Here is a 12,731-nt window from a genome sequence, read left to right as displayed (position 1 = left end):
GGCATCAAGCCTGAAATACGCTTAGAAATTCATTGTCACTTCTGGTGATGAACCGAATTTCACGCGGCAGCGTCTGTTTGACAGACGCATGTTTGGTGGCGATAGCGGAGGGGTTCCACGCGTACCCATCCCGAACACGACCGTTAAGCCCTCCAGCGCCGATGGTACTTGGACCGAAGGGTCCTGGGAGAGTAGGACGTTGCCAAGCACAAATAGACCACTGTTGATAACTCGACAGTGGCTTTTTTGCGTCTATTATAGATTGTGGAAAACTTGTGGATAATTCATTGGAATTTGCAGAAAACTTACGCACATGTGGATAGATGATTAAAAGGCAAAAAATCACCAAATGGTGTGGATTAAGTACATATTTATGTAGATCTGTCAACAGAAAACCTAAGTAATACACGGGTTGCTGTGGATATAGTCATATTTATGTGGATAGAGGGATTAATAAGTGGATAATTATTTTAACTTGAATAGAACAAGATTACAAGACTATTTTTAAAACTGCCTAAGGCTGTGGATAACTAAAAAAAGTTCGAAAAATATCCTTATAATTCGCACACAATACACTCTCTTGTTATACTAACCATAAAAGTAAATTCATAAATGATGAGGTGAGTTTTGTGGATATCAGACAGTTGCACTCAGAAGAGTTTGATCTAAGCATGGATTTATCTGAATATGCTTTTCAATATAAGCTGCCTAGTGAGAAAAGGGCGAATGCTAAGGAAAGATTTAAAGCAGAACGCGTATGGGGTGCTTTTGAAGAAGGTACTTTGGAAGCTAAACTTACTCTTCTTCCGTTCGAAGTGTACATACAAGGTAGATTAGTACCTATGGGAGGGCTCGCAGGGGTAGCGACATGGCCAGAGAATCGCAGACAGGGGCATGTGGCAAAGCTCCTAGCGCATACGCTGCAAACGATGAATGAGGCGGGGCAGACATTATCTTTTCTGCATCCGTTCTTGATCCCCTTTTATCGCAAATTTGGTTGGGAAGTTTATTGTGAATATAAGAAATACTCCATTCCTGTTGCCAAGTTTCCCAAGAAGGTTGAAGTTGAGGGCAAGGTAAGACGTGGTGTTATAGATATCGAAGTATTGGACAACTTATACAATCGTTTTGCAGTTAGATATAACGGAACACTTAAGCGTGATTTGGACTGGTGGGAAAACTCTGTTCTGGATGATGAAGGTCAGACTGCGGTATTTTATTCACAGCTTGGGGAACCTGAAGGATACGTACTATATAAGATAGAAAATAGAGAGCTGGTCATTGATGAATTTGTGTTTTTGAACGAACAGGCCCGGCAGGGGCTATGGACATTTCTTGCGAATCACGATTCGATGGTGACCGGTGCATCGCTAAAACTGGTGCCATCCGATGATATGTTACCCTTTTTGCTGCCTGATCCGCGTATAGAGCAGGAGAATTATCCTTATTTTATGGCGCGTATTGTTAATGCTAAAGCATTCGTGGAGAGTTATTCTTTTAAGCGTCACAACAGTCAGAAGAAACAGGTTATCTATATTGAAGATAAATATGCCCCATGGAATGACGGGTTGTGGGAATGGACTGTCTCCGAAAAGGGAGCAGCAGCTTTCTTGCGTATAGAGGGTGAACGGGATGCAGCTGACTTAAGCTGTGATATTGGTTCGCTGACGATTCTAATGTTTGGATATAAACGCCCGGCAGAGCTGGCTCGTTATGGACGTGTGACTGGTAATCCGACGGCTCTGGAATGGCTCGAAGAAATCATACCGCAAGCTGAAACTGCACTTTTTGATCATTTTTAGAAAATAATTAGGCTCTCCCCTTCGAAAGATGCTGGGAGAGTTCTTTATTTCCGAATACATTCGCTGAAAAAAGTGAAAAATAAGAGAATCCTCTTGGAATTAGCACAGAATATGTTATAATATTAAAAAGTCAAAGAAAGTCAAAGTCAACGCACCTGATGACATACAGTGCGATCCTCTGAATTCGTGAAGTTTTCTTCAGACTTATATGAATGAAGTTCACTAATGAATGTCATTAAGGATGCGGGCCGTAAGCGATATTATGAAGCTTTAAAGAGCACTGGAGGATGAGTGATGCGCAATATCTCTGATATTATTGAACAATATCTGAAGAATATTTTGCATGAAAGTCCCGAAGGTACGGTGGAAATCCAGCGAAATGACCTGGCGGACCAGTTCTCATGCGTACCGTCACAGATCAATTATGTTATTAGTACACGCTTTACACTGGAAAAAGGCTATGTGGTGGAAAGTAAACGTGGTGGCGGGGGATATATTCGTATTCAACGTTTTGAATTGCCGCCCAACGTGGCACTGCATGCCCATTTAAACCATACTATAGGTGGCGGGATAGATCAGAACGCTGCCGAAGGGTTGATTTATCAACTGGAGGAAGCTGGTTTTCTAAGCAAGCGTGAGGCGTGTCTTATGCGCGCTGCTGTTTCTCGGGATTGCCTAACGGTTAAGATTCCATATCGGGATGAGATTCGGGCCAAGATTATGAAGGCGATGTTAATCTCTTTGTTAGGCAAATAATTGTCAATCATAAGGGAGGGGCTTTCGCTTATGCAATGTCAGGAATGTGGCGTCAAGCCAGCAACACTCCATTTCACCAAGATCGTGAATGGAGAGAAGACAGAATTTCATATCTGCGAGAGCTGTGCGCGGGAGAAGGGTGAACTGATCCCGGGAACTGCTGGAGGATTCTCCATTCACAGCTTGCTGTCCGGTCTGCTTGATCTTGAAGGGGCCGGTAAGGAAAAGACGGCTGCTACGAAAACTACGCAGAGTCTGCAATGTGAGAATTGTGGAATGACGTACTCGCAGTTTAGCAAATTGGGTCGTTTTGGCTGCAGCTCCTGTTATAAATATTTCAACAGTGCACTGGACCCGCTCTTTAAACGGGTGCATGGCAGCACTTCGCATGTAGGCAAGATTCCTAAACGTGCTGGAGCACAAATTGTGTTCAAGCGGCAAATTGATGAATTGAAGCTGGAATTACAGCAAAGTATCGCACAGGAGGAATTCGAAACTGCGGCAGAGCTGCGGGATCAAATTCGCCAACTTGAAAAAGAAATGGCACAAGAGTAAAGTCTTTGATATATAGGGGGGATATGACATGTCAAGTCTCCGATTTACTGAACAAGCGCTTAGTGATTGGATGCGCTCGGGAGGCAGTCACTCCGAGATTGTAATTAGCAGCCGTATGCGTATTGCACGTAATTTAGAGCATCTTCCATTCCCTATGCTTGCTTCCTTAGAGCAATCGGAAGAAGTATTAGAGCTGCTGGCCCCTGTGTTTCATGGGGAAACTGCTGCCGAATTCGGATCTTTTCAACTAATAAAGCTTGCTGAAGTGAATGAACTGGATAAAAAGGTATTGGTCGAGAAACATCTCATCAGTCCTAATCTGGCTAATGATTCACGTGGCGCAGCTGTGATATTAAATGAAGATGAGTCGGTTAGCATCATGATTAACGAAGAAGACCATCTGCGGATCCAATGTCTGTTCCCGGGTCTTCAGGTAAGAGAAGCATGGGAACGTGCGACAGCCATCGATGATATCTTCGAATCGGCTGTGAATTACGCTTTTGATGATAAAAGAGGATACTTGACCAGTTGTCCCACCAATGTGGGTACAGGGCTGCGTGCCTCAGTAATGCTGCATTTGCCAGCACTAGTAATGACCCAACAGATCAATCGCATATTGTCAGCAGTGAATCAAGTGGGATTGACTGTAAGAGGAATTTATGGTGAGGGCAGCGAAGCAGTAGGGAATATCTTTCAAATTTCCAATCAGATTACTCTCGGTCAAACGGAAAGTGAAATCATCGAGAACCTTCACAGTGTAGTCACCCAGATTATAGAGCATGAACGAAATGCCCGTGAAAGGCTGCTTGTAGATTCCGCTTTAAGAATTACAGACCGAGTCAAAAGATCTTATGGGATTTTGTGTTATGCAGCTCTAATGGAGCTTAAAGAATCCGCACAACGGCTGTCTGATGTGAGACTTGGGGTTGACCTTGGCATACTGGAAGGCCCTTCGATTTCCGTGCTTAATGAGCTTAACGTTAAGACACAGCCAGGATTTCTGCAAAAAATGTTCGGTGACGAGATGAACGCCACTGAACGGGATATGTATCGGGCGAAACTGCTCCGAGAAACACTGGGAACACAACATTAATATAGATATTTATTATTCATGGAGGTGCAGGAGATATGATGTTTGGAAGATTTACGGAACGCGCACAAAAAGTGCTAGCGCTAGCGCAGGAAGAAGCTGTTCGTTTAGGACACAACAATATTGGCACAGAACATATTTTGCTAGGACTTATTCGTGAAGGAGACGGCATTGCTGCTAAAGCATTAATCGCTTTGGGTCTGGGTCTTGAGAAAATCCAGGACGAAGTGGAGACACTGATTGGCAGAGGCCAAGAACAACCTACGAACATTGCTTATACTCCTCGCGCCAAAAAAGTAATCGAGTTGTCGATGGACGAAGCCCGCAAGCTGGGACATACGTATGTCGGCACTGAGCATATTCTGCTAGGACTTATTCGTGAAGGAGAAGGTGTCGCGGCTCGTGTGCTTAATAACCTCGGCATCAGCTTGAACAAAGCTCGTCAGCAAGTGCTTCAGCTTCTGGGAAGCAGCGAGGCTGCATCCAGTCATAGCGGAACACCTGCTAATGTCAGCACACCTACTCTAGACGGTCTAGCACGCGATTTGACGGCTTATGCCAAGGATGGCAACCTGGATCCAGTTATCGGTCGCAGCAAGGAAATTGAACGTGTTATTCAAGTACTGAGCCGCCGGACGAAGAACAACCCGGTGTTGATAGGTGAACCTGGGGTTGGTAAAACAGCTATTGCTGAAGGCTTGGCCCAAAAAATCATTAATAATGAAATTCCAGAAACACTGCGCGACAAACGCGTAATGACGCTCGATATGGGCTCGGTAGTGGCTGGTACTAAATATCGCGGTGAGTTTGAAGACCGCCTCAAGAAAATCATGGATGAGATTCGCCAAGCGGGGAATATCGTACTCTTTATCGATGAGCTTCATACGCTGATCGGTGCTGGTGGCGCAGAAGGTGCTATTGATGCTTCCAACATTCTTAAGCCGGCTTTAGCCCGCGGAGAACTTCAGTGCATCGGTGCGACTACGCTGGATGAATATCGTAAATACATTGAAAAAGATGCAGCTTTGGAGCGTCGTTTCCAACCGATTACGGTGGATCAGCCATCTCCAGAAGAAGCGGTACAAATTTTATTTGGACTTCGCGATCGTTATGAAGCACATCACCGTGTGAAAATTACGGATGAAGCTATCGTGGAAGCTGTAAAGCTGTCTGATCGTTACATTCCGGATCGTTTCCTGCCGGATAAAGCCATTGACCTTATCGATGAAGCAGGGTCTAAAGTAAGGCTTCACTCTTACACTATCCCGCCAAATCTGAAGGAACTAGAAATGCGCTTGGATGATATCCGCAAGGAGAAGGATTCTGCTGTTCAGAGCCAAGAGTTTGAGAAAGCGGCTGCCCTGCGTGATACGGAGCAAAAAATCCGTGAAGAGCTTGATACGACTAAGAACCAGTGGAAAGAAAAACAAGGACGCACCGATTCTGAAGTTACACCTGAAGATATCGCACAGGTTGTTGCAAGCTGGACGGGAATCCCTGTAAGCAAGCTGAAAGAAGAAGAGACCGACCGTCTGCTTAACATGGAAGCTCTGCTGCATGAACGAGTGATTGGTCAGGACGAAGCTGTTAAGGCTGTCAGCCGGGCATTGCGCCGGGCGCGTGCGGGTCTTAAAGATCCGAAACGTCCAATGGGCTCCTTTATCTTCCTCGGTCCTACGGGTGTAGGTAAAACTGAGTTGGCTCGTGCGCTTGCTGAAGCCATGTTCGGCGATGAGAATGCGGTCATCCGTATTGATATGTCGGAATACATGGAAAAGCACTCCACATCCCGTTTAGTTGGTGCCCCTCCTGGATATGTCGGCTATGAAGAAGGCGGCCAATTAACAGAGAAGGTACGTCGTAAACCATACTCGGTAGTACTGCTTGATGAAATTGAAAAAGCACATCCGGAAGTATTCAACATTTTGCTGCAAGTGCTTGAAGATGGTCGCCTCACCGACTCCAAAGGCCGGGTAGTTGACTTCCGCAATACACTTATCATTCTGACCTCTAACGTAGGCGCACAGGCAATCAAGAAGAATTCAACGCTTGGATTCACGGCTGTGCAAGATGCAGGAGCAGAATACGGCAATATGAAGGGCAAGGTTATGGAAGAGCTCAAGAAGAGCTTCCGTCCAGAGTTCTTGAACCGGATCGACGAAATCATCGTCTTCCACTCACTCGATGAGAAACATATCGCTGAGATCGTTACGTTGATGTCTGATGAGCTGCGCAAGCGCCTGCGTGAATATGATGTTGATTTCGTACTCACGGATGCAGCGAAGGCCTTCTTGGCTAAAGAAGGTTATGACCCAGCCTTTGGTGCACGTCCATTGCGTCGGGCAATTCAGAAGCATATTGAAGACCGTCTTTCTGAGGAATTGTTGAGAGGAAATATCCAAAAGGGTGATTCCCTCAATATTGATGAGGTCGGGGGAGAACTTGTGGTGACTAAAGTGGACGCTCCAGTAGCGCCAGCGCTTGAAAAAGAAGTAGAATCCGAATAAAATAAACAAGGCTTTCACTCCTTATTTATAGAGGAGCGGAAGCTTTTTTTATTGGAAATAGATCAATTTAAAATATACATTTAATGCAAATACCGAATGACCTTTCGTTAAAGGGGTAGAAATGGTAAACTTTCATTAGAAGAAAATGATCCGAATTGTAAACAGTTCGGACCGTAAGGAGAACAAATGGCTAAAGCAAAAACAAAATTTTTTTGCACCGACTGTGGATACGAATCGCCAAAATGGTTCGGGAAATGCCCAGGGTGCCAGGCTTGGAACTCCATGGTGGAGGAAACGGAAAGCGTAGTCAAAACACAGGGAATGAATGCCCCTATTTTTCATAGTAAAGAAAAGGCACAGTCGATCATAAGTATAGAAAGTGACAAGGAACCGCGCATACTGACAGGTATAGGTGAGCTTAACCGTGTTCTCGGTGGGGGGATCGTACCAGGATCGCTGGTACTAGTAGGGGGAGACCCAGGAATCGGTAAATCTACGCTCTTATTACAGACCTCGCACGCCCTTACAACACAGGGATTGCGAGTACTGTATATCTCGGGCGAAGAATCGGTAAGGCAAACTAAGCTGCGCGCGGATCGCCTCGATGCGTTGTCAACGGAGCTTTATGTACTATGTGAGACAAATATGGAAAGCATAGAAGAAGCGATCGAACAAATCCAGCCACAATTTCTTGTCATCGATTCTATTCAGACCGTATTTATGCCAGAAGTAACGAGTGCGCCAGGCAGCGTGACCCAGGTTCGGGAGTGTACGACAAGATTTATGCGTATCGCTAAGATTCGTGGAATTGCAACAGTTCTCGTTGGTCATGTTACCAAGGAAGGGGCTATTGCTGGACCACGGATGCTTGAACATATGGTGGACTGCGTGCTGTATTTTGAGGGTGAGCGGCATCATACGTATAGACTTTTGCGGGCTGTAAAAAACCGCTTTGGCTCTACGAATGAAATCGGCATTTTCGAAATGGGTGAAGCGGGGCTTACCGAAGTAGAGAATCCATCGGAGCTCTTTTTATCGGAACGTCCGCTTGGCGTGGCTGGTTCTACTGTGGTGGCAAGTATGGAGGGAACTAGACCTGTGCTTGTAGAACTTCAGGCACTTGTTGCTGCCACCCACTTCCCTTCCCCACGGCGAATGTGCACAGGCATGGATCACCAGCGGATGGCACTTATTATCGCTGTACTCGAGAAACGGATGGGCATGTTCCTGCAGAATCAGGATGCATACCTGAATGTTGCCGGGGGAGTAAAGCTGGATGAACCGGCGATTGATCTAGCTGTAGCTATTAGTATCGCCTCCAGTTTTCGTGATATTTCAACAAAACCTTACGACGTTTTCTTCGGAGAAGTAGGACTTACCGGTGAGGTAAGAGGCGTTTCGCGCGCGGAAATGCGCGTTAAGGAGGCCGCAAAACTTGGCTTCCGGCGGGTGATTATGCCTGAAAAGAGCATGAAGGGATGGAAGCACCCGCAAGATATCCAGATTATTGGCGTCAGTACCGTAGCAGATGCACTATCGGTCGCGTTAGATTAGGGGGCACAGGGATATGAAAGAATATAACCAATTAGAGAATATGAATGATCTGCTCAGACTGGCGGCACCGGGTACACCTTTTCGGGAAGGTTTGGAGAATGTGCTGCGCGCTAAGACAGGGGCACTTATTGTCGTAGGGTACAGTCCTGAGGTGATGGACGTAGTGGATGGTGGATTCTCCATTAACTGCGATTTTTCACCCAATTATTTATATGAGCTAGCTAAAATGGACGGAGCTATTATTCTAAGTGAGGATTTAAAGCGTATATTGTATGCTAATACACAACTTATACCGGATTCCTCTATCTCATCCATCGAGACGGGGATCCGTCACCGGACCGCGGAGCGGGTAGCGAAGCAAACGGGTAAGCTGGTGGTTTCCATTTCACAACGCCGCAATATCATCACGCTCTATCAAGGCTCGATACGTTATGCACTCAAAGAGATCGGGGCTATTTTGGCAAAGGCTAACCAAGCGATTCAGACACTCGAGAAGTATAAAGCAGTGCTCACGCAAGGACTGACGAATTTGTCAGCTTCAGAATATGAGGGCATTGTTACCGTTGCTGAAGTAGTGGGTGTTATCCAGCGTGTAGAGATGGTTTTGCGCATAAAAATGGAGATCAAACGCTATATCAACGAATTGGGCAACGAAGGACGCCTGATCAGCATGCAGATGGAAGAACTGGTTGGAAATACAGAGGAAGAAGCATGGCTTCTATACAGAGACTATGCTAAGGAAGAGCAGGAAGATAAAATCCGTGAAATTATCGCCGGTCTCAAACGGATAAGCGATGATGATCTGATGGATGACAACCATATTGCCCGTATACTGGGTTATTCTTCTACGGCAATTACCTCTGAAGAAGTGGTGACTCCACGTGGTTATCGCCTGCTTAACAAAATTCCGCGGCTTCCGAATGTGATCATTCACAATCTGGTGGAGCGGTTTGAAATGCTGCCTAATTTGATGTCCGCAAGCATAGCTGAATTGGATGAAGTGGACGGAATTGGGGAGGTGCGGGCCCGTAATATTCAGGATGGGCTCAAACGTTTACAGAAGCAAGTTCTTATTGACAGGCAAATGTAAATAACATACAATCACGTAATATTGGGGACGTTAAAGGCCAAAGTTAGAAAATTGAGGTGAAGAAATGATACAAAAATCAATTCCGAGTCTTTTTACGATAGGTAATTTGATGCTCGGAATGTTTGGTATCATGATGGCGTTTGACGGTAAGATTAGCATGGCCGCTATCATGGTTATTATTGCTATGCTGTTAGACGGCTTAGATGGTCGAGTAGCTCGCGCTCTAAAATGCGAAAGCGAATTTGGCAAGGAGTTGGACTCCTTATCTGATGTCGTTTCTTTCGGAGTCGCACCGGCCGTTATTTTGTACGTCTCAAGCCTGCAGGATTTGAACTCTGCATTAGGCTGGACAGTAACTGCGATTTTTCCGGTGTTTGGTGCTTTGCGCTTAGCCCGTTTTAATGTTCGTCCGGGGGTTCCGGGTTATTTTATCGGTTTGCCAATTCCTGCTGCAGGTGGTGTACTGGCCACATTAGCTCTTTTTAATAAAGATGTTTCGGCTCCGTTTATGATCGTTGCTACACTGCTCTTATCCTATTTGATGGTCAGCACTGTTAAATATCCTAATTTTAAAAAGATTGGATTGCCGAAAAAAGCGGTGGTTGGAGCGCCAGTGGTTATTGTTGTTGCAGTGGCTGTAGCTGTTGTGTTCCCAGAGCAAATCGCTAAGCTGATCTTTGTCTTACTTGGAATTTATGCATTATACGGCTTTAAGCAAAATATTGATCGGTTGACAGCCAGACGCCGTCATCGTCGTCGTAGTCGTTCAGAGGATAAAGTGTATCATTCCAAGAACGGTTAATCGGTCCAAAAGGTAAGGTAACTGAATAAATTATGACCAAAGGTTTTGTCTTCCCTGGGGGATGGCAAAGCCTTTTTGCATTTCCAGCGCTACCCTAAGTTTATCGTCTTGAAAATTGGAACATACTGGTGAGGAATAGATCCATTTAGGATGAATAAAAAGGAGGTGCGTTAGGTTATGTGGAAAAAAGTGATTTTGTCTTTTGCCTTAATATGTGGTGCTTGGTCAGGTTTTTCGCTATACCATGCGCTCGAAAGAGGATTCCCCAAGGGGATGGAAAAGCTGGGTGAAAGCTTACCTGTAGAAGGAAGCATTTTATTTACAGTGCTGGGTGCCATTATTTTTTTGTTTGCGGGGTCTTTATGCGCGGAATGGGGAGGTTCAAAACTGCGGGAGGCGGTTCACTACTGTTCGCGTATTCCAATGAATGAATTAGCTGCAAGTGCAGCTGGGTTAACAGGGGGGCTTCTGTTATCTCTCCTGTTATACCCTGCAATGATCTGGCTTGGGAAAGCTGGGCAGCTGCTGCAAGTGCCAGCTACGTTAGCTTTTGGATATCTGGGGCTGCGGATCGGTTTGGAGAAAAAAGAGGAGCTAGCTGCACTGTGGACATCTGGACGCTGGGGTCAAGCGGCTGAGCCGGAAGGCCGCGGGCTTGAGGAACATAAAATTCTCGACACAAGTGTTATTATCGATGGAAGAATCGCTGACATTTGTAAGACGGGATTTATTGAGGGAACCATTGTCATACCTGAATTCGTGCTTGAAGAGCTCCAGCATATTGCTGATTCTTCGGATCTGTTGAAGCGGAACCGGGGACGGCGTGGGCTTGATATTCTCAATAAAATTCAAAAAGAGCTTGATGTGAAGGTATTGATCTATGAGGGAGATTTTGAAGAAATCTCTGAGGTTGACAGTAAGTTAGTGAAGTTAGCGAAGGTACTCCAAGGTAAAGTAGTCACTAATGATTTCAACTTAAATAAGGTTTGCGAATTGCAGGGTGTTTCCGTTCTGAATATTAACGATCTGGCGAATGCTGTGAAGCCTGTAGTGCTGCCTGGTGAGGAAATCGTAGTTCAGGTCATTAAGGATGGCAAAGAACATGGGCAAGGGGTAGCCTACTTAGACGATGGAACGATGATTGTTGTAGAAGGCGGACGTGAATATATCGGGACTACGATGGAGGTTCTGGTCACTAGCGTGCTGCAAACTTCGGCTGGCCGAATGATATTTGCTAAGCCAAAACTTTTGGAAAAAGCGCAATAAGTGAAGATAAAGTGTATGGGGACTGTCCTATGGGTTGGAAATGCCCGCCAAACACGTTATGATGGGATTATACGTGAAAGACAGGAGCCAGATTAATGTCAAACAGTGTGGGCGTCGTCATTGTGGCGGCAGGCAGAGGAACGCGAATGGGAACTCCGGAGAGCAAGCAATATTTGTTACTGCAGGGGAAGCCGATTATCGTTCATACGCTGGAGGTATTCCAGCAGCACGAATTGATCTCTGAAATCGTGCTCGTAACCGGTGAAGAGGATATTGAACGCTGCCGGGAATGGATACAGCTCTATAAGCTGGACAAGGTTAAGGCTATAGTAACTGGTGGATCTGAGCGTCAGCATTCCGTACATAAAGGGTTGTTGAAACTTACGACACAGTGGGTAATGGTACATGATGGTGTTCGTCCGTTTGTACAGCCGAATGAAATTGAGGCTTGCTACGAACGAGCGAAGCAGATGGGTGCTTCGGTTCTTGCTGTACCCGTTAAGGATACGATCAAACAGGTGGATAATGAAGGACAAGTACTGTCTACGCCGGATCGGCGAAGTCTGTGGGCGATTCAAACCCCGCAGACTTTTCGTCTTTCTGATTTGCTGGAGGCTTATGCAGCGGCAGAGCGGGATGGCTTTCTGGGCACCGATGACTCCAGCTTGGCGGAGCGTGCGGGGATTCCGGTTTCTGTGGTAGAGGGAAGCTACAGAAATATTAAGATTACGACACCTGATGATTTGGATTATGCAGAATTCACAGAAAGAAACAGGGGAGAGGGACAATCATGATCGCTGTAGGACAAGGATTTGATGTGCATCAGCTGGTAGAGGGCAGGCCTTGTATTATTGGGGGAGTTACGATTCCTTACGAAAAAGGATTGCTTGGGCATTCCGATGCAGATGTGCTGCTGCATGCAGTTAGTGACGCGATTCTAGGCGCACTTGGACTTGGTGATATTGGCAGACATTTTCCGGATACAGATCCAGCCTTTAAGGACGCAGATAGCTTGAAGTTATTAGAAGAGGTATGGGCACTTGCTCGTGAGCGAGGATATAAGCTGGGAAATATCGATTCAACGATTATCGCCCAAAAGCCTAAGATGGCTCCGTACATTCCACAAATGACCGAGATTATTGCACGTGCACTTAATGCCGACCCGTCCAAGGTGAATGTTAAAGCTACTACAACTGAGCAGCTTGGTTTTGCCGGACGCGGCGAAGGAATTGCCGCACAATCTATTGTCTGTCTACTCCAAGATGTGATATCATCTTGAGATGGTCTAAGTAGTAAATTAAGTTCAACC

Annotated in this window: 11 protein-coding genes and 1 rRNA gene; all 12 read left to right on the top strand. The window is 45.7% G+C overall.

Going from position 1 to position 12,731, the window contains the following annotated elements; genetic code table 11:
* Positions 1-91: 91 nt before the first annotated feature.
* Positions 92-208, top strand: a 5S ribosomal RNA gene (gene rrf, locus MKY54_RS28255).
* A 421-nt stretch (positions 209-629) separates the two neighbouring features.
* On the top strand, positions 630-1,802 hold the full coding sequence (locus tag MKY54_RS28250) for a GNAT family N-acetyltransferase (RefSeq protein ID WP_076130022.1): 1,173 nt from the start codon (positions 630-632) through the stop codon (positions 1,800-1,802).
* A gap of 294 nt (positions 1,803-2,096) precedes the next feature.
* Positions 2,097-2,558, top strand: coding sequence for a CtsR family transcriptional regulator (locus MKY54_RS28245; protein WP_036680465.1), 462 nt, complete (start codon positions 2,097-2,099; stop codon positions 2,556-2,558).
* Between the two features lie 30 nt (positions 2,559-2,588).
* On the top strand, positions 2,589-3,113 hold the full coding sequence (locus MKY54_RS28240; RefSeq protein WP_036680467.1) for a UvrB/UvrC motif-containing protein: 525 nt from the start codon (positions 2,589-2,591) through the stop codon (positions 3,111-3,113).
* A 28-nt stretch (positions 3,114-3,141) separates the two neighbouring features.
* A complete protein-coding gene (locus MKY54_RS28235; RefSeq protein WP_036680469.1) occupies positions 3,142-4,206 on the top strand; it encodes a protein arginine kinase in 1,065 nt (354 codons plus the stop codon).
* Positions 4,207-4,241: 35 nt separating this feature from the next.
* Complete coding sequence (clpC, locus tag MKY54_RS28230; protein WP_036680471.1) at positions 4,242-6,710, top strand: ATP-dependent protease ATP-binding subunit ClpC; 2,469 nt, start codon at positions 4,242-4,244, stop codon at positions 6,708-6,710.
* A gap of 186 nt (positions 6,711-6,896) precedes the next feature.
* Positions 6,897-8,264, top strand: a complete 1,368-nt coding sequence (gene radA, locus MKY54_RS28225; protein ID WP_036680472.1) for a DNA repair protein RadA — start codon at positions 6,897-6,899, stop codon at positions 8,262-8,264.
* 13 nt (positions 8,265-8,277) lie between these two features.
* On the top strand, positions 8,278-9,354 hold the full coding sequence (disA, locus tag MKY54_RS28220) for a DNA integrity scanning diadenylate cyclase DisA (RefSeq protein WP_036680475.1): 1,077 nt from the start codon (positions 8,278-8,280) through the stop codon (positions 9,352-9,354).
* Positions 9,355-9,418: 64 nt separating this feature from the next.
* A complete protein-coding gene (pssA, locus tag MKY54_RS28215; protein ID WP_036680477.1) occupies positions 9,419-10,156 on the top strand; it encodes a CDP-diacylglycerol--serine O-phosphatidyltransferase in 738 nt (245 codons plus the stop codon).
* 177 nt (positions 10,157-10,333) lie between these two features.
* On the top strand, positions 10,334-11,422 hold the full coding sequence (locus MKY54_RS28210) for a PIN/TRAM domain-containing protein (protein ID WP_036680481.1): 1,089 nt from the start codon (positions 10,334-10,336) through the stop codon (positions 11,420-11,422).
* Between the two features lie 95 nt (positions 11,423-11,517).
* Positions 11,518-12,216 (top strand): 2-C-methyl-D-erythritol 4-phosphate cytidylyltransferase, encoded by a 699-nt coding sequence (gene ispD, locus MKY54_RS28205; protein ID WP_339170003.1) that lies wholly within the window; start codon positions 11,518-11,520, stop codon positions 12,214-12,216.
* The gene (gene ispF / locus MKY54_RS28200) at positions 12,213-12,701 is read left to right on the top strand and encodes a 2-C-methyl-D-erythritol 2,4-cyclodiphosphate synthase (protein WP_036680486.1); all 489 of its coding nucleotides are present in this window, start codon (positions 12,213-12,215) and stop codon (positions 12,699-12,701) included. The genes ispD and ispF overlap by 4 nt, the downstream gene beginning before the upstream one ends.
* Positions 12,702-12,731 lie beyond the last annotated feature (30 nt).

It is taken from the genome of Paenibacillus sp. FSL P2-0121 (assembly GCF_037975345.1).
Taxonomy (GTDB): Bacteria; Bacillota; Bacilli; order Paenibacillales; family Paenibacillaceae; genus Paenibacillus_AQ; species Paenibacillus_AQ odorifer.
The sequence above is the reverse complement of the archived record's forward strand: the minus strand, read 5'-3'. Positions and strand labels throughout refer to the sequence as shown.